At 62.0% G+C, this 16,910-nt stretch carries 15 protein-coding genes and 2 tRNA genes; all 17 read right to left on the bottom strand.

Annotated features, from left to right (window positions below):
* Positions 1-81 precede the first annotated feature (81 nt).
* The gene (ffh, locus tag DXC52_RS02595; RefSeq protein ID WP_022093830.1) at positions 82-1,557 is read right to left on the bottom strand and encodes a signal recognition particle protein; all 1,476 of its coding nucleotides are present in this window, start codon (positions 1,555-1,557) and stop codon (positions 82-84) included.
* 10 nt (positions 1,558-1,567) lie between these two features.
* A complete protein-coding gene (gene ftsY / locus DXC52_RS02590) occupies positions 1,568-2,485 on the bottom strand; it encodes a signal recognition particle-docking protein FtsY (RefSeq protein ID WP_117746015.1) in 918 nt (305 codons plus the stop codon).
* Positions 2,485-6,021 carry a chromosome segregation protein SMC gene (gene smc / locus DXC52_RS02585; protein WP_117746014.1) on the bottom strand — a complete coding sequence of 1,179 codons (3,537 nt, stop codon included), beginning with the start codon at positions 6,019-6,021 and terminating at the stop codon, positions 2,485-2,487. Before smc ends, ftsY begins: the two co-directional genes overlap by 1 nt.
* 10 nt (positions 6,022-6,031) lie before the next feature.
* Complete coding sequence (gene rnc, locus DXC52_RS02580) at positions 6,032-6,757, bottom strand: ribonuclease III (RefSeq protein WP_117746013.1); 726 nt, start codon at positions 6,755-6,757, stop codon at positions 6,032-6,034.
* 3 nt (positions 6,758-6,760) lie between these two features.
* Positions 6,761-7,003 (bottom strand): acyl carrier protein, encoded by a 243-nt coding sequence (locus tag DXC52_RS02575; RefSeq protein WP_055286398.1) that lies wholly within the window; start codon positions 7,001-7,003, stop codon positions 6,761-6,763.
* A 124-nt stretch (positions 7,004-7,127) separates the two neighbouring features.
* Positions 7,128-8,147 carry a phosphate acyltransferase PlsX gene (gene plsX, locus DXC52_RS02570; RefSeq protein ID WP_117746012.1) on the bottom strand — a complete coding sequence of 340 codons (1,020 nt, stop codon included), beginning with the start codon at positions 8,145-8,147 and terminating at the stop codon, positions 7,128-7,130.
* 88 nt (positions 8,148-8,235) lie between these two features.
* Entirely contained in the window at positions 8,236-8,415 is a 180-nt protein-coding gene (rpmF, locus tag DXC52_RS02565) for a 50S ribosomal protein L32 (protein WP_022094017.1), read from the bottom strand.
* A gap of 64 nt (positions 8,416-8,479) precedes the next feature.
* Positions 8,480-9,034 (bottom strand): DUF177 domain-containing protein, encoded by a 555-nt coding sequence (locus DXC52_RS02560; RefSeq protein WP_055309521.1) that lies wholly within the window; start codon positions 9,032-9,034, stop codon positions 8,480-8,482.
* Positions 9,034-9,531 carry an ATPase gene (locus DXC52_RS02555; protein WP_040358176.1) on the bottom strand — a complete coding sequence of 166 codons (498 nt, stop codon included), beginning with the start codon at positions 9,529-9,531 and terminating at the stop codon, positions 9,034-9,036. Before DXC52_RS02555 ends, DXC52_RS02560 begins: the two co-directional genes overlap by 1 nt.
* Before the next feature lie 68 nt (positions 9,532-9,599).
* The gene (gene coaD, locus DXC52_RS02550; protein ID WP_055286393.1) at positions 9,600-10,097 is read right to left on the bottom strand and encodes a pantetheine-phosphate adenylyltransferase; all 498 of its coding nucleotides are present in this window, start codon (positions 10,095-10,097) and stop codon (positions 9,600-9,602) included.
* Positions 10,090-10,746 (bottom strand): 16S rRNA (guanine(966)-N(2))-methyltransferase RsmD, encoded by a 657-nt coding sequence (gene rsmD, locus DXC52_RS02545; RefSeq protein WP_117746011.1) that lies wholly within the window; start codon positions 10,744-10,746, stop codon positions 10,090-10,092. The genes coaD and rsmD overlap by 8 nt, the downstream gene beginning before the upstream one ends.
* A complete protein-coding gene (gene recG, locus DXC52_RS02540; RefSeq protein WP_117746010.1) occupies positions 10,743-12,920 on the bottom strand; it encodes an ATP-dependent DNA helicase RecG in 2,178 nt (725 codons plus the stop codon). The genes rsmD and recG overlap by 4 nt, the downstream gene beginning before the upstream one ends.
* A 10-nt stretch (positions 12,921-12,930) precedes the next feature.
* Positions 12,931-14,592: a DAK2 domain-containing protein gene (locus DXC52_RS02535; RefSeq protein WP_006234030.1), complete on the bottom strand. Its 1,662-nt coding sequence runs from the start codon at positions 14,590-14,592 to the stop codon at positions 12,931-12,933.
* A 27-nt stretch (positions 14,593-14,619) separates the two neighbouring features.
* Entirely contained in the window at positions 14,620-15,009 is a 390-nt protein-coding gene (locus tag DXC52_RS02530) for an Asp23/Gls24 family envelope stress response protein (RefSeq protein ID WP_195919456.1), read from the bottom strand.
* 161 nt (positions 15,010-15,170) lie between these two features.
* A tRNA-Asn gene (locus tag DXC52_RS02525) sits at positions 15,171-15,245 on the bottom strand.
* A gap of 33 nt (positions 15,246-15,278) precedes the next feature.
* Positions 15,279-15,353 (bottom strand) — tRNA-Asn (locus DXC52_RS02520).
* Between the two features lie 188 nt (positions 15,354-15,541).
* Positions 15,542-16,891 carry an RNA polymerase sigma factor RpoD gene (rpoD, locus tag DXC52_RS02510; RefSeq protein WP_117746008.1) on the bottom strand — a complete coding sequence of 450 codons (1,350 nt, stop codon included), beginning with the start codon at positions 16,889-16,891 and terminating at the stop codon, positions 15,542-15,544.
* Positions 16,892-16,910 lie beyond the last annotated feature (19 nt).

Genomic DNA, 16,910 nt, shown 5'->3' with positions numbered 1-16,910 from the left:
TGCGACAACCAGCGAACAAACGGCGAAGGCCGCCTGGAATACCATCCAGGCGGCCTTCGCCATACACGACTCAACTAGTCGTTACTTCTTGTTGCGCATCTGCGCTTCCATCTGGCGCAGCAGGTCCATATCGGACTTGGGGCCGCCCGTTCCCAGGCCGCCCATGCCGCCCAGCCCCATGGCATCCAGACCGGGAATATTGGGCATGCGCATCTTTTTGCCCTTCTTACCCTTCTTGCCCTTCTTGCCGCCGGCCTGTGCCTGATTGGCCATCGTGCGCATGCGGCCCATCATCTTGTTCATCTCGCCCCACTGCTTCATAAGGCTATTGACCTCGGTGGGGGTCACGCCGGCGCCCTTGGCGATGCGGGCACGGCGCTGGCCGTTGATGATGGAGGGGCGAAGGCGCTCCTCCTTGGTCATCGACATGATGATGGCCTCGTTCTTATCGAAGATACCTTCGTCCAGGTTGCCACCCATCTGGTTAAGCGCACGCTGGCCACCGGGGAGCATGCCCAGAATGCCCTTCATGCCGCCCATCTTCTTGACGGCCTTCATCTGGTCGAGCATGTCGTTCATGGTAAAGCCCTCGCGCAGCATGCGCTCGGCAGCCTCGAGCTGCTCGGCGTCGGCTGCCTCCTGGGCCTTCTCGATGATGCCGACAACATCGCCCATGCCCAAGATGCGCTTGGCCATGCGGTCGGGATAGAACGGCTCCAGCGAATCGGGTTTCTCGCCCATGCTAACAAACTTGATGGGCTTGCCGGTCACCTGGCGCACGGAAAGCGCGCCGCCGCCACGGGCGTCGCCGTCGAGCTTGGAGATGATCACGCCGTCAAAGTCGGTGCGCTCGGCGAAGGTCGAGACGACGTTGACGATGTCCTGGCCGGTCATGGCATCGACGACCATCAGCACCTGATCGGGCTTGACGGCCTTCTTGATGTCCACGGCCTCCTGCATCATCTGCTCGTCGATCTGCAAACGACCGGCGGTATCGACGATGACCACGTCACGCAGGTGGTCAACGGCCTCCTGAATGGCGCCCTTGGCGATGTCAACCGGGTGCTCGCCATCGCCACGGAAGACCGGCACGCCAATCTCTCCGCCAAGCGTGGCCAGCTGGTCGGCAGCGGCGGGACGGTAGACGTCGCACGCGGCGAGCAGCGGTGAGCGGCCCTGCTTCTTGAGCAGGTAGGCCAGCTTTACGGCCGCCGTGGTCTTACCGGAGCCCTGCAGGCCCACGAGCATGATGACATTGGGAATGCGATTGCTAAAGACGAGCTTGCTCTCGGTTGAGCCAAGCATCTCGGTGAGCTCGTCGAGCACGATCTTGACGACGTTTTGCGCCGGCGACAGCGACTCCATGACCTCGGCGGTCATGCAGCGCTCCTTGGTCTTGGCGACGAACTCCTTGACGACCTTAAAGTTAACGTCGGCCTCGAGCAGCGCCATGCGAATATCGCGCATGGCCGAAGTAATATCGGCCTCGGTCAGCTTGCCCTTGCCGCGCAGGCGGTCAAATGTGTCGTTGAGGCGATCGCTCAGGGAATCAAACACTAGTCACTCCTTAATTGGACTCGCCCACCAGGGCGCGGCAGAAATCTTTGGCATTGAACTCCTGCAGGTCATCGACCTGCTCGCCCACGCCGACGCGCAGGATCGGGAGCTTGAGCTTCTCGGCCACGGCCATGGCGATGCCGCCCTTTGCCGTGCCGTCGAGCTTCGTCATGATAATACCGTCCAGGCCCAGCGCCTCGTTAAACTCGAGCGCCTGGTTCAGACCGTTCTGGCCGGTGGCGGCATCGATCACGAGCACGACTGAGACGGGCATGGGGCCGGCGGCCATATTGGCGGCGCGCTTACGCGTCACGTTAACCACCTTGGCAAGCTCGCGCATGAGCTCAGGGCTCGTGTGCAGACGGCCGGCGGTATCGATAAGCACCAGGTCGCTGCCGCGCTTGTCGGCCTCGTCGAGCACGTCGTAGCAAACACTTGCCGGGTCGGAGCCGCGGTCGCGCTTGATGACGGGGACGCCAGCGCGCTGGCCCCACACATCGAGCTGCTCGATAGCGGCAGCACGGAAGGTATCGGCCGAACCGATCACGACGTTCTTGCCGCGGGCGGCCATGACGCTCGCGATCTTACCGACCGTCGTGGTCTTGCCGGCACCGTTAATGCCCACAAACAGCACGCAGCTCGGCGTATCGGAAAACGGATCGCGCTCGATGGGCACAAAGTGCTGCTCGAGCTGCTCGGCCAGGGCACGGCGAAGCTGCGGAGCGGTCTTGAGGTTCTTCTTGGCCGCGGCATCGCGCAGGTCATCGGAGACCTTGATAGCGACCTCGGCGCCCATGTCACCCATGACGAGGGTGTCCTCCAGGTCCTCCCAAAAATCCTCGTCGACCTCGCCGCCAAAGTAGAAGACCTCGTTGAGGGCCTCGCGGCTGCGCTCAAGTCCGCGCGAGAGAGCATCGAAGAATCCCATTATGCATTCACGACCTTTCCGGTTTCGCGATCGAGTTTTTGCGAGACGACGCGACTGACGCCGTCGGCTTGCATCGAGACGCCGTAGAGGACGTCAGCGTCCTCCATAGTACGGCGCTGATGCGAGATAACCAAGAGCTGCGTATCGGAACGCAACACGTCGAGTGCGCCGATGAGCTTGGACAGGTTGGCGTCATCGAGTGCCGCCTCGACCTCGTCCAGCACATAGAACGGCACCGTGCGCGTGCGGTACACAGCAAAGAGCAGGGCGAGCGCCGTCAGGCTCTTCTCGCCGCCCGACATGAGCATCATCTTGGTGATGCGCTTGCCGCGCGGCTGCGCCACGACCTCGATACCCGTCTCGGCAGGATGCTCGGGATCGGTCATCTCCAGATGAGCCTGACCGCCCGGGAAGAGCATGGCGAAGATCTCGCGGAAGTTCGCATCGACCTTCTCAAACGTCACCAGGAACGCCTTGCGCATCTTACGGTCGATAGCCACGGTGATCTTGGTGAGCGCCTTGCGCGCGCTCTCCAGATCGGCCAGCTGCTCCTCGATGTAATCGGCGCGGCGCTTGAGCTGCTCGTACTCCTCCATGGCAACTTGGTTAACGGGACCAAGGTTGTTGATCTGGCGCACAAGCTGGTTGAGTTCGCGCTCGGCGGCATCGCGGTCCGTGGGCGCCGGAAGCATGAGCGCTTCCTCGAGTACCGTGGTGCCATCGGCGGTAATGGCCTTAATGGCGGCCTCTACCTGCACCTCGAGCTTGCCACGCGCGACCTTGAACTCGTTTTGCGCGGCGGAGGCGGTATCGACTCGCTCCTTAGCGCGGGCAACCTCTGCCTTGGCATCCTCGATGGTCTTCTTGAGCGAAGCGGAGTCCGCCTCCTCCAGAGAGGCCTGGTCACGCAGGCGCGCTGCCCAATCCGACGCGCGTTCCAACAGGGCAGAATAGCGTTCGTGCATGGGGTCGACGCGCAGGCGCAGCAGCTCGAGCGAGCGCGAAGCCTGGCGTGTTCCGCGGATACGACGGTCGATGCCCTCAAGACGATGCTCAAGGTCGGGCACGCGGCCCTTCAGCGAACGCAGGCGCTCGCTCGTCTGGGCCAGGCGCACCTTGGCATCGGCGAGCTTACCGGCGGCCTCGGAATCGTCACGGCGAACGCGATCGAGCTCATCGTTGGCCTCGGCAATCTGGAGACCCAGGTCGCTTGCCTGTGCACGCGCCTCGTCACGCGAACGGGTGAGCTCGTCAACGCGCGGGCGCGCGGCACGAACGGCCTCGGCAGCCTGCTCGCGGCGCTTGGAGATGCGCACGCGCTCGACCTCGGCATTGTTGGCGCTTTGCTCCAAGCGGCCGATCTCGGAGAGCAGCGAGCGGCGCTCGCCCTCAAGACGGGCGATCTCACCGGCGGCATCGCCCTCGGCGGCACGGGCCTCCTCGACGGCAACGTTGGCCTCGACGACCTGATCCGACACATGCTCAAACACGGCAGCCAGATCGGGCTCAAGCCCCTCCAGCTCGCGAATGCGACGCTTACGCTCCAGAGCACCCGACGCCTCGCCGGCATCGAGGCCCACACGCACCAGGCCGCCACAGCTTACGCGGGCGCCATCGGGAGTCACATAGGTCACACCGTCAACGACAGGCGCAGCCAGCGCGGCAGCCAAGTCATCGACCACGTAATAGCCGCCGAGCAGCGCCTCGACGACGGGTCCGTAGCCTGCACGCACGGACAGACGATCAACCAGGCGGGTACCGGCAGCGCCCTCAGCGGCGGTAGAGCCGCTCACGCCGCGCGTCACCAGCAGTGCTTCGCCCGAGGCCTTCTTTTGGTCCAGAGCCGCACGACCGGCACGCTCAAGCGTGGCGGCGTCATCAAACAGCAGCGCATCGATATCGCCGGCGAGCAATTGCTCAACCAGGCCCTCAAGCTCGCGCGGGGCCTCCAGCACGTCGCCCAGACGACCCAAGACATCGTCGCCCAGCGCACCCACCAGACGGCTCACGAGCGGCGAGCTGTCGGCCATGCGGGCATCGAGTTTCTTTTGGCTGGCAAGCTCCGAGCGCACCTCGGACAGCTTGTTGCGCGCCTCACTCTCACGATTACGCAAGTCCTTCAGGGCTGCACGGGCGACCTCGGTGGCCTCACGCGCATCGGCCTGGGCCTGGCGCGCTTCCTCAAGAGCACCCTCAAGCTCCTCTGCGCGGTTGCGACGGCTCTCGAGCGAGGCCGTGACCTCCTCGAGCTGCTCGTCAATCTGCTCCAGGCGCGAGGCATACATGTTGTCCTCGACCTCGGCATTGCTCAGCGAGTCCTTCACCTTGGCGAGCTCGAGCGCGGCGTTGTCGGCCACGCGCTGCACATCGCGTTGCTCACGCGTAAGCTGCGAAATCTGATTGTCGAGCGCCACGCGCCGCTCGTGGAGCTCTGCGGCGGCAGGACCAGCGGCGTCAACGTCCTCCTGGGCCTGCATGTGCGCGCCGGTCACTTCCTCAAGCTGCGCACGCGCGTCCTCGAGCTCCTCGACCACGCGACGACGCTGATGCTCGGAGCTCGAAATCTGCCCGCGCATGTCAGACAGGCGCGACACCATGTTGTGGCCCTTTTCCTCGAGCAGGCGCATGTCGGAGTTAATGCGGCCGACCACATCTTGCATATGGCGGCGCTGCTCGCCCAGATCGCCCACAAACAGGCCCTTTTCCTCGAGCATGACCTGGAGCTTCTCGAGCTCGCGCTCCTTTTCGCCCATGCGGTACTGCGCAAGCTCCAGCTCGGCGGCACCTTCCTTGGAGCGGCTCTCCAGGTCGTTCCACTGCGACTGCAGCGAACGCAGCTCGTCGACAGCCAGCATCTGCGTAAGCTCGTTCGCGCGCGAGGACAACTCTTTGTACTTGCGCGCACGATCGACCTGACGCTCCAGCGGTCGCAGCTGACGGGCGATTTCCTTATTGATGTCGCGGGCACGCGTCAGGTGCTCGTCCATCGACTTAATCTTTTTGAGCGCACGCTCCTTGCGGCGCTTGTGCTTGGAGATGCCGGCGGCCTCCTCGATGAGGGCGCGGCGCTCCTCGGGGCGGCTCTGCAAAATGGCGTCGAGCTTGCCCTGGCTGATGATGGAATGCGTATCCTTGCCCAGGCCCGAATCGTGCAAGATGTCCTGAATGTCCATCAGGCGGCACGGGCTCGAGTTGATGAGGTACTCGCTTTCGCCCGAGCGATACATACGACGGGTGATGGCGACCTCGTCAAAATCGACGGGCAGCATATGGTCCGAGTTATCGAGCACAAGCGTGACCTCGGCGACACCCACCGGCTTGCGCGCTGACGAGCCCGAGAAGATGACATCCTCCATGGCCTGGCCGCGCAACTGCTTGGCGCTCTGCTCGCCCAGGACCCACAGGATGGAGTCGGAGATGTTCGATTTTCCCGAGCCGTTGGGACCGACGATGACGGTCAGGCCCGGCTCAAACGTCATATGGGCGCGGTCGGCAAACGACTTGAACCCTTTGAGCGTGAGGGACTTGAGATACACGGTTCCTCGCTTACACGTGCTTCTTATTGAGAATCACGCCGTTGGTGGTGTAACCCATACGGTCGAGCGCCTCAAGCGCGGCGGCTCCCTCGGCTTCCTTCTTAGAGGAACCGGAGCCGCGACCCTGGCGAATACCATCGATCAAAACCACAGCGGTAAAGGTGGGCGCATGCGCCGGGCCCTCGGAGCCAACGAGCTTGTACGCCGGAGGTTCGTGACCGTCGGCTTGCACACACTCCTGCAAAAACGACTTGGGGTTCGCGGGGTGCTCGGCACGCTCGGTGGCCAGGTGCGGCTTAAGCGTACGGTGAATGAACTCCGCCGCCGTATCCCAGCCGGCATCCAGGTACAGCGCGCCCACGAGCGACTCATAGACGTTCTCGAGGGCCGAATGCAGGCCGCGCGCACCGGTACCGGTCTCGGAGGCACCAAAGATGATGATGTCGTCAATGCCCAGCTCGTGAGAAACCTCGGACAGCGTAGCGCCCGAGACAAGCGACACCTTCAGGCGCGTGAGCTTGCCCTCGTCAAACTCCGGATAGGACTCAAACAGGGAGCGTGCGACCACAGCGCCCAAAATGGAATCGCCCAAGAACTCAAGGCGCTCATAGCTGGCAGAAACCGGCTGGCCCTCGACTGCCGAGGGATGCGTAAGCGCCGCGCGCAGCAGCACCTTATTGTTGAACTCGTGGCCCAAGATTTCCTGGGCGCGCGTAAGTCGTTCGGATAAAGCCAAGACTTAGGCCTCCTTGGCAGCTTCGATAGCGTCGACGGCGTCGGCGACAGAGTTGAGCGAGAGCAGAGTCTCGTCATCGATCTCGAGGTTGAACTCGTCCTCGATAGCCGTAACCAGCTGCAGGCGCTCGAGCGAGTTGGCATCGAGGTCGTCAAAGGTGGTCTCCTCGCTAATTTCGGCAACATCGACGCCCAGAACGTCAGCAGCGACCTCGGCGATCTTGTCGAAGATTTCGGAGCGGTCCATAGCGCTTCCTCTCATAGTGCATGAATACCAAAAGAATGGTACCGCCCGGGCGGTACCAAGACACGGTTCTGATTCTACCCCACGACGTGCGCCGCGAAGCACATAACAGCGCCCTAACTCGCTCTTATAAAACGATACCGTCCATAGAGTTGGCGACATTCTCAACCAGCCCGGCGCGCACGGCTTCGGCCGCCGCGAGCGTACCGTTTTTGACAGCCTCGACTGAGGTGGCGCCATGGCCGATCAGGACCACGCCGCGCAGGCCCAGAAGAATCGCGCCGCCCTTGGCGTCGCCAGAGAGCTTGGCCTTAATCTCGCGCATCTGCTTTTTAATGAGCAGCGCGGCGATCTTGGTGCCGAGCGAGGCCATAAAGGCGCCCTTGAGCTCCTGCAGCAAAAACTTGGCAGCGCCCTCGGTAGCTTTGAGAGCGATATTACCCGACATGCCATCGGCAACGACGACATCGAAGTTACCTGAGGTGAGGTCGGTGCCCTCGCAGTTACCAACAAAGCCGGGAACGGCGGCCTTCATAGCAGGGAAACAGGCCTTGGTAAAGTTGGAGCCCTTCTCATCCTCGGTGCCGTTGGCAAGCAGGCCCACGCGAGGATGCTCGATGCCCAGGACGACGCGGGCATAGGCGCTACCCATCTGGGCAAAACGCACCATGTCATCGACCTCCACATCGGGGTTGGCACCCATGTCGCACAGCACCGTCAGACCGCCGGCGCGATTGGGCAGCGCATTGGTCAGACAGGGGCGCACCGGCTGCTTCTTGCCTTCGGCCTGATACCTAAACGGCGTCACATAGGCGGTGGCGGCGGCGGTCATGGCACCGGTGGAGCCGGCGGAGAAGAACGCATCCGCGTTGCCCTTCTTAATGGCGCGGCAAGAAAGCACGATCGACGACTTACGCTTGGTCATCACGGCGCGAATGGGATCGTCATCCATGGCGATAACGTCAGGCGCCTCAAGGGCCTCAACACGTGCATGGGAAGCTGCAAAGGGATTGACGATTTCGGCGGGACCAGCTGCCAAGACCTCGATATCGAGATCGGCGGCAAGCGCAGCCTCGATACCATCAAGAACAACCTGAGGTTTCTCGTCTCCGCCCACAACGTCTACACAAACGCGAACGTTACTCATAATACATGCTCCTTATACAAAAATGGCCGACTCATTGAGCCGGCCATTGTGGTTCCATTTGGAACGGCATCGCATCCAGAGTATACCGTTACTCGGTAACGATAACCTCGCGGTCCTTGTAGAAACCGCAGCTGGGGCACACGTGATGCGGGAGCTTGACAGCACCGCAACGGGGGCACGTGGACTGAGCCGCAGCCGAGATCTTCATGTTGGCGGAACGACGGGTGTGAGTGCGGATACGACCCTGCTTTTGTTTAGGTACGGGCATAGTGACCTTCCTTATGAACTATCCAGTGTGGCGATTACGCGCAAGTAGCGATACTACCACAGTTTTACTCATCAAGCTTGAGATTCTTCAATGCTGCAAATGGATTTTCCGTGGCAGCGGCCCATTCTGCCTCTGCCTGGGCGGCGCAATCGCATTGCTCGACGTTGAGATTGCAACCGCATGTGGGGCACAGACCACGGCAATCGGGCTTGCAGAGCACCACAAACGGCGTGTCCATAACGACCGCGTCATTGATAGGCTCACCCAGATCAACGATACGGTCCTCACCCAGGAGCTCGTAGCCGTCCTCGTAGGCCTCGGGATCCTCGGGCTCCTCAAAGAGGTAGAACTCCTCGATCTCGCCGGCGATATCAAACGAGGCGGGCTCCAGGCAACGGTCGCACTCGCCGGTGGCGTGCGCGCGAACCATGCCCGTGAGCAAGACACCGGTACCGGCATTGGTAAAGACAACGTCGTAGTCGATGCCGTCCTGTAGCTGGTACTCCTTCTCGCCCACCGTGTAGGTGGCGACATCGACCTTACCGGTCAGCGGATACGAATCTCCAGGAAACTCGAGCTGCTCGGAAAGATCGACGGTAACGCTCGGGAACTCAGCCATTACCACTGACCATTCTGCTGGGCGGCACCCTCGTTGAGCTGCTGACGGCAACGGGTAACGGTGCCGGTCAGGCTCTTGAGGTTCTCCTCCAGGTGCGTAAAGACCTGCTCTGCGTAGTCCTCGGCAGCATAACGCGTCTCGCGCTCGTACTGCTGGGCACGATCGCGGATGTCGTCGGCCTGCTGCTGCGCAAGGCGGACGATCTCCTGCTCACCGGCAATGGTGAGGGCCTGCTGCTGAGCGTCGGCGATGATGGAATCGGCCTGAGCGGCGGCGGAAGCCATAAGCTCCTCGCGCTCCTTAAGGATACGGCGGGACTTCTGCCACTCCTCGGGATAGCTCATGCGGATCTCGTCGAGGATGTTGAAGAACACGTCGGCGTCGATGACCTTGAACTGAGCGTTCTTGCCGAAAGGCGGCTTGGCTTCCTCGATCAGCCCTTCGAGCTCATCGACCAAGCTGACGATCCTATCGCCAGGAAAATTCTCGCCCGGCATCCGGTCTCCTTTCATAGGTAACATATCATCGTGCTAGTTTACCACATGCCACCAGGCAATAAGAAACGTCACGAAAAGCGATGTTTGAGCGCTTCGACCACGTTGGACGGGACAAACGTCGATACGTCACTGCCGAGCGAGGCGATCTGGCGAACGACCGAGCTCGAGATATAGCCGTACTGCGGCGCACTCATGACAAAGATGGACTCCAGCTCACTATCCAGGCGATAGTTAAGGTCGGCCTGCTGCAGCTCATACTCAAAGTCGGTCATGGCGCGCAGACCCTTGACCACGGCCCCCGCCCCCTGCTCACGAGCGAAGTCGACCAAGAGGCCGGTAAAGGGCAGGACCTCGACGCCGTCGATATCACCGAGCGCCTCGCGGGCCAGCGCCACGCGCTCATCGAGCATAAACGTGGTGCCCACACCGTTTTTACCCTGCGACTCGGCAACAGCGACGATCACGCTGGGAAAGATGCGTCGGGCGCGGCGGATCACATCGATATGGCCAAACGTGATGGGATCAAAGGTGCCCGGGACGATCACGCGGTTGATGGTGTCATTCATGGGCGTCCTCCTGAAACGTCGTGGCATCGTTGTTATCAGCATCGGTGACGGCACTATCGCCCTCACCGTCGTCATCGCCGACCCAACGGAGCAGGTCGACCGAGGTAATGCCGTAGCGCTTCTCACGTACAGTCTCAAAGCCTACCGGATGCGCGCCCGCATCGGCGGCGGCATGCTCAAACAGGGCAAAAGCGCCAGGTGCAAGCAGACCCTGCTGAGCCAGGTTCTGCAGCAGTTCCTCGACCGGCTCGGCACCAAAAGCATAGGGCGGGTCGAGCAGGACCAGATCAAAGGGGCCGCCCGGTACACGACCGCGCGAGGCACTCGCCAGCATGTCGCCCGTGACCACGCGCCAACGCGCACGGTCACGGCAGAGCGACTCGATATTCTTGGTAATGAGCCGCGCGGCGTTGCGATCGATCTCAAACGTCGTGAGCGAGCGGGCCCCACGAGAGAGCATCTCTAACCCTAAGGCACCGGACCCGCCAAAGGCGTCCAGCACACGGACCTCGTCCAGATCGAAATCGAATGCCGACATGACCATAGATGCGCACGCCTCGCGCACGCGATCAGTCGTGGGGCGGGTGACATCGCGACCACGGGGCTCCTCGATCTTACGACCGCGCCATTCGCCGCCGATGATTCTCATCCTCCGCTGACCTCCTTAAAGATATGTCGATAACGCATGGCGACCGCGTCGCGCAAGGGGCGCGTCGCCACGGAGTCAAGGGCGCTAGCATACCGCAAGAGCTCGACCGCGTCCAAATGGGCCCACTCGATCAGTTCCTCGTCGGCATCCAGGTCGACAAAGCGCAGGGTCACGCCGCCGTGCTGGCGGTACCCCAGGATTTCGCCCTCGTGACGCAGACGCAGGTCCATCTGGGCGAGTGTAAAGCCGTCCGAGGTCTTTTCGAGCGATTGCAGACGATCTTGCGCCGCCGATGCGCCGCCGTTGCCCTTGGAGTGCGTCATGACCAGGCAGGTGCCCGACACGCTGCCACGGCCCACGCGGCCGCGCAGCTGGTGCAGAGCCGCCAAGCCAAAGCGCTCGCCGTTCTCGATGACCATAACGGTGGCGTTAGGCACGTCGACGCCCACCTCGACCACCGTAGTCGAGACGAGCACGTCGATCTCGCCACGCTTGAAGGCATCGATGACCCGATCCTTCTCCCCGGCTGGCATGCGGCCGTGAAGGCGCTCGATGGCAAGCCCCGGCAACGCCAGACGCAGGCGGTCGAGCTCGGTTGCCGTATCGTGCAGCGGCACGGGGACGGTTACGCGGCCCTCGTCGTCGCGGGCAATACCGGGCACGTCTTCCAGCTCATCGGCCGAGTCACTCGGCTCAACGAGCGGGCAAATCACGTAGGCCTGCTGACCCTTTTCATGCGCCTCACGGATGGCGCCATAGGCGAGGTCGCGGCTCGACTCGGTGAGCACGCGTGTCGACACGCCAGCGCCAGGGACGGGCCGATGGCGGATGATGCTCGTATCCAGATCGCCGTAGACCGAAAGCGCCAGCGTACGCGGGATGGGCGTTGCCGTCATAACGAGCAGATCGGCACCGGGGCCCTTCGCGCGTAGGGCGTTGCGCTGGCCAACGCCAAAGCGGTGCTGCTCGTCGATGACAACAAGCGACAGATGCTTGAACGCAACGTTATCCGAAAGCACCGCATGGGTGCCAAAGAGCACGTCAAGCTCGCCCGATTCCAGCTGGGCATGGATGCGCTCGCGCTCTGCGGCCGGCGTGGCGCCCGTCAGAAGCGCCCAGGACATGCCGGCCTGCGAGAGCAGAGGGCCGGTCTTATCGGCATATTGGCGCGCCAGCACGCCCGTGGGCGCCATAACGCAGGCCTGCGTGCCGCTATCGGCAGCCACAGCCAGCGCGCAGGCGGCAACGGCGGTCTTACCGGTACCGACATCGCCCAGCAGCAGACGGTTCATCACGCGCCCGCCATCGCACATGTCATGCAGGATGTCTTGGAATGCGGCCTCCTGCTCGTCGCTCAGCGAAAACGGAAGGGCCTGTTTAAGCGCGCCCAGATGCTCGCCCGCAGTGTGGGCATAGGGCACCACATCGACCAGGCCGCCGTCGTTGCGCAGACGCAGCGCCAGCTGCAGGTAGAGGCACTCCTCGTAGGCAAGACGCCGGCGTGCGATGTCGCGCTCAGCCATGCTCGAGGGAAAGTGGATCGAACGCAACGCGCGGGCATTGCTCATGAGCTTCCGCTTTGCGCGCAGCGGCGCGGGAATCGGATCGAACGGATTGCCGACGACCTCGAGCGCGCCGCTTACGATGCGGCGCATCCACGCCTGGCTCACGCCATCGCTCACGTAATGGACCGGCAGAATGGTGCCTGCGGCGCGCCCGTCCTCGAGCTTTTCAAAGTGGGGCGAGGCCATCTGCTTAAAGCCGTAGGCAAACTCGACCTTGCCCATCACGGCCAGGCGGTCGCCCTGCTTAAGCTGCTGGGCAATCCAGGGCTGGCGGAAAAAGGCGACCTGCAACACGCCCGTCTCGTCCACCAGCGATACCTCGGTCACCTGCATGCGCGGACGCGGCTGCTTTTGGACGATGCGGTCGACCGTGGCGATGATGGTGCACACGGTACCGATGGGCGCCATCTCGATGGACCACGAACGGGTAAAGTCGAGGTATCGATGAGGGATATGGAGAAGGAGGTCCCCCACCGTCCGAATTCCCAGACGGCGAAGGGCCTCCTCACGTTTACCCGAAACATATTTGAGTCGCGCGATATCCTCGTCGAGCGCATTGCTCTGGGCAAAGCGCTCCGAGACGCGCGGCACGGAGCACAGCTCGGACATGGGCAGTTGCCTACTCGATCGAGAAGATCACGGGATAGAGCGGCTGCTCGCCACGATGGGCGTCAATCTCCAGATCGGGCTGAGCCTCCTCGATAGCGTCGACGATCTCCTGGAAGGCCTCATCGGACAGCTCCTCGCCGGCCAGAATCGTCAGCGCGTCGCCCTCCTCTTCCTCCTGCATGCGGTTGATGCAGTCGAGCGTGACCTGCTTCACGTCGGAGCCGACCACGTCGATGGAGCCGGCGATGATACCCATGACGTCACCGGAGTGAATCGGAGAACCGTCAGAGGCACTGGAGTCGCGCACGGCGCGGGTGACCTCGCCATCGCGGACCTCGCTGATGGCGTCGACCATGGCGGCGACGGCATCCTCGAGCTCGGAATCGGGCAGGACCGCGAACAGCGCGGAGAAGGCCTGCGGGACGGTCTTGGTGGGAACGACGGCGACCTTCTTGTCGGTGCAGGCTGAGGCAGCAGCCTCAGCGGCCATGCGGATGTTGCCGTTGTTGGGCAAGATGATGACCGAGGTCGCGTTGACCTGGTCCACCGCGCCCAGCAGGTCGGCGGTCGAGGGATTCATAGTCTGGCCACCGGACACGATCACGTCGACGCCGAGGGACTTGAGGATGTCGGCCTCGCCGGAACCGGCGGCAACGGCGACAAAGCCCAGCGCCTTGGCGGGCTCGGCGGCCTTTTCCTGATCCTCGTGGATCTTGGCGGTACGGTCGTGGGCCTCCATCTCCATGTTGTGGATAAAGACCTCATAGATCTGACCGAGCTGCAGCATGTGCTCGAGCACCAGGTTGGGGGTGTTGGAGTGCACATGGATCTTGTAGTCGGGATAGGCGCCCACGAGTAGCTCGCAATCGCCCATGGAACCCAGGAACTTAAGGCACTCGTCCTCGTCAAACGGGGCGTCGGCCTTAAACAGGAACTCGTTGCAGTAGCGGAACTCCGAGCCCTCCCAATCGTCGTTGGCCTCGATCTCAACGCGACCAAGGGCCGCGTCGCGGGCAGAGCCAGCGGAATCAAACGTGGCGGAGAAATCCTCGACAACGGTACTGCGGCCAAGTGCTGCAGCCACAAAGTTCTCAAGGAAGATGGCGAAGCCAAAGGCGCCGGAGTCGACCACGCCGTTCTCCTTCAGAACGGGCAACAGATCGGGTGTGCGGGCGACGGACTGGTACGCCTCAACGACGATGGCATCGAGCGCATCCTCAGCCGAGAACTTCTTCTTCTCGCACTCATCGGCCTTGGTCGAGACATCGCGCAGGACCGTGAGGATCGTGCCCTCGATGGGCTTGCGGACAGCCTGGAAGGCGACCTTGACGGCGCGACGGAAGGCGAAGGCAATGTTGGCGGACGTAATGGGCTCATCGGCAGAGACAAGGCCCTCGGCCACGCCGCGCAGAATCTGCGAGGTGATGACGCCGGAGTTACCGCGGGCGCCCATAAGGGAGCCGTGGGTGATGGCGCCTGCGATGGCCTCCATGTCGGCATCGGCAGGAAGGGCGGAAAGCTCCTTGGTCACCGAGGCGAGCGTGAGCGACATGTTGGTGCCGGTATCGCCATCGGGTACGGGGAAGACGTTGAGCTTGTTGATCTCCTCGGCCTTGTCGGAAACGGCAGCCGCAGCGATCGGAAAACAGGTGCGAATGGTCTTTGCAATCATGGGTATTTGAATCTCCGTTTTCGGATGCTAGTTCAGACGGCTCTTGAGCGCGTCGATGTGGATGCCGATCTTAAGGCTAGCGGGATCGATCTGGGCGACCTCCTGCAGAGTGAAGGCAACGGAACTCGAAAGATTGTGGCAGACGGACTTCATGTTGACGCCGTTCTCGAGCACGACGTGAAGATCGACCGTAAGGCCGTTCTCGTCGGCGGAGACAAGCACGCCCTTGCGGAGGCGCTGACCGGCAAGCAGGCGCACGCTCTCGGCGCCCTGGAGCTGCTCAGCCATACCGACGACGCCATAGCACGTCATCGCGGCATAACCGGCAATATCGGCAATAACGTCGTTCGAGACGCTCAGGCTGCCGTTAATGGTCTCAGACACAAGAATCTCCTTATCTGGTGCTCGCGGCACCATGTCGTGGGAGCAATCATTGCAATATTCTACAACGAGCGCGCCGTGTTGAGGTGGTGGGTCGCGGGATTACATCCTCGACACGAAATGTTGATATGGTAACGTTCGCGAACGGCGACCGCGACATGAAAAAACCCGCCGCATAAGCGACGGGTTTTACAACCTGGCTCCCCGGGTAGGACTCGAACCTACAACAGCGCGGTTAACAGCCGCGTGCTCTACCATTGAGCTACCGAGGAATTTAAAGCCCAACGGAAAGGGCTGAAAAATTCTGGCTCCCCGGGTAGGACTCGAACCTACAACAGCGCGGTTAACAGCCGCGTGCTCTACCATTGAGCTACCGAGGAATAGGTGCGTGCTCTCAAGCAACGAAGTTTATTATACGGACGAATCAGCTCAGGGCAAGAACTTTTTTAAGAAATTTTCCGACCTAGTCATTGGGGACGTTCTTAAACGACCAGTCATTCAAGAACGTCCCCAACGACTACATGAAAGCGCCCTCAAGCGGATGTGCTTGAGGGCGCTTCTTGCTTGACTAGCTCTCGATATAGTCCTTCAGCTTGCTGGAGCGACTGGGGTGGCGAAGCTTGGCCAGAGTCTTGGACTCGATCTGGCGGATGCGCTCGCGCGTGACGCCAAACTCGCGGCCGACTTCCTCGAGCGTACGGGGATGTCCGTCGACAAGGCCAAAGCGCAGCTCAATAACCTTGCGCTCACGATCGGCAAGCGAATCGAGCACCTGGGTGAGCTGCTCCTGCAGCATGGAGAAGCTGGCGGCATCGGGCGGAACGATGGCCTGGGAGTCCTCGATGAAGTCGCCCAGCTGGGAATCCTCTTCCTCGCCGATGGGGGTCTCGAGCGACACGGGCTCCTGCGAGATCTTCTGGATCTCGCGGACGCGGTCGGCACTCATGTCCATCTCGGCACCGATCTCCTCGGGGGTCGGGTCGCGGCCCAGGTCCTGAAGAAGCTGGCGCTGCACGCGGACGAGTTTGTTGATGGTCTCGACCATGTGCACGGGAATACGGATGGTACGGGCCTGGTCGGCGATAGCGCGCGTGATGGCCTGACGGATCCACCACGTGGCGTACGTGGAGAACTTAAAGCCCTTCTGGTAGTCGAACTTCTCGACGGCGCGAATCAGACCGAGGTTGCCCTCCTGGATCAGGTCAAGGAACAGCATGCCGCGACCGACATAGCGCTTGGCGATGGAGACGACCAGACGCAGGTTTGCGCTGATGAGTGCCTGCTTGGCTTCGAGGCCCACGTTCTCAATGCGCGTAAGACGACGTATCTCGGCACGCGTGAGCTCGAGCTCGCCTGCCTCGGCAGCCTCGAGCTTCTCGGTGGCCTCGAGACCGGCCTCGATCTTCATGGCCAGATCGACCTCTTCGGAGGCGGTCAGCAGGTCGACCTTGCCGATCTCCTTGAGGTACATACGGACCGGGTCGCCGGTCAGCATCACCGTGGAGGCATCGATGCCGCGCACGCGCGAACGCGAACGGGACGTGCGCACGGTGCGCTTCTTCTTGCTCTTGGAAGAACCCATCTCGGCGTCGGCCTGACGGGCCATCTTGAGCTCGTGATCGTCGAGCGAGCCGGAATCGTGCTCGTCGTCGTCATCGAAATCGTCGGTATCGGTATCGTTATCGTCATCGTCGACGTCCATGGGGGCGTCGTCGTTACCGCTCGCGGAGATAATCTGGATGCCGCTGTTGCGCAGCGCGGAATATACCGCAGTGAGCTGCTCGTCAGAAACATCGATATCCTTCAGGGCGACCTGAATCTCGTCCTCGGTTACCGAAGTCCTGTTTGAGCCGTTGCCCATGAGCTTTGCAACGTAGGATTCCAGCCCAGTACCCGTGCTCTCAGTCTTTTTTGGCACAGATTCTCCCTTCATAGTC

It is taken from the genome of Collinsella sp. TF05-9AC (genome assembly GCF_003438495.1).
In the GTDB taxonomy this organism is placed as follows: Bacteria; Actinomycetota; Coriobacteriia; order Coriobacteriales; family Coriobacteriaceae; genus Collinsella.
The sequence above is the reverse complement of the archived record's forward strand: the minus strand, read 5'-3'. Positions and strand labels throughout refer to the sequence as shown.

What these genes read in the sequence shown, in the direction of transcription:
- rsmD (WP_117746011.1), bottom strand. Translation starts at nt 10,746, where the DNA reads ATGAGAATCATCGGCGGCGAATGGCGCGGTCGTAAGATCGAGGAGCCC.
- DXC52_RS02575 (WP_055286398.1), bottom strand. Translation starts at nt 7,003, where the DNA reads ATGGACCGCTCCGAAATCTTCGACAAGATCGCCGAGGTCGCTGCTGAC.
- recG (WP_117746010.1), bottom strand. Translation starts at nt 12,920, where the DNA reads ATGTCCGAGCTGTGCTCCGTGCCGCGCGTCTCGGAGCGCTTTGCCCAG.
- DXC52_RS02535 (WP_006234030.1), bottom strand. Translation starts at nt 14,592, where the DNA reads ATGATTGCAAAGACCATTCGCACCTGTTTTCCGATCGCTGCGGCTGCC.
- rpmF (WP_022094017.1), bottom strand. Translation starts at nt 8,415, where the DNA reads ATGCCCGTACCTAAACAAAAGCAGGGTCGTATCCGCACTCACACCCGT.
- coaD (WP_055286393.1), bottom strand. Translation starts at nt 10,097, where the DNA reads ATGAATGACACCATCAACCGCGTGATCGTCCCGGGCACCTTTGATCCC.
- DXC52_RS02560 (WP_055309521.1), bottom strand. Translation starts at nt 9,034, where the DNA reads ATGGCTGAGTTCCCGAGCGTTACCGTCGATCTTTCCGAGCAGCTCGAG.
- ftsY (WP_117746015.1), bottom strand. Translation starts at nt 2,485, where the DNA reads ATGGGATTCTTCGATGCTCTCTCGCGCGGACTTGAGCGCAGCCGCGAG.
- plsX (WP_117746012.1), bottom strand. Translation starts at nt 8,147, where the DNA reads ATGAGTAACGTTCGCGTTTGTGTAGACGTTGTGGGCGGAGACGAGAAA.
- DXC52_RS02530 (WP_195919456.1), bottom strand. Translation starts at nt 15,009, where the DNA reads ATGGTGCCGCGAGCACCAGATAAGGAGATTCTTGTGTCTGAGACCATT.
- DXC52_RS02555 (WP_040358176.1), bottom strand. Translation starts at nt 9,531, where the DNA reads ATGCCGGGCGAGAATTTTCCTGGCGATAGGATCGTCAGCTTGGTCGAT.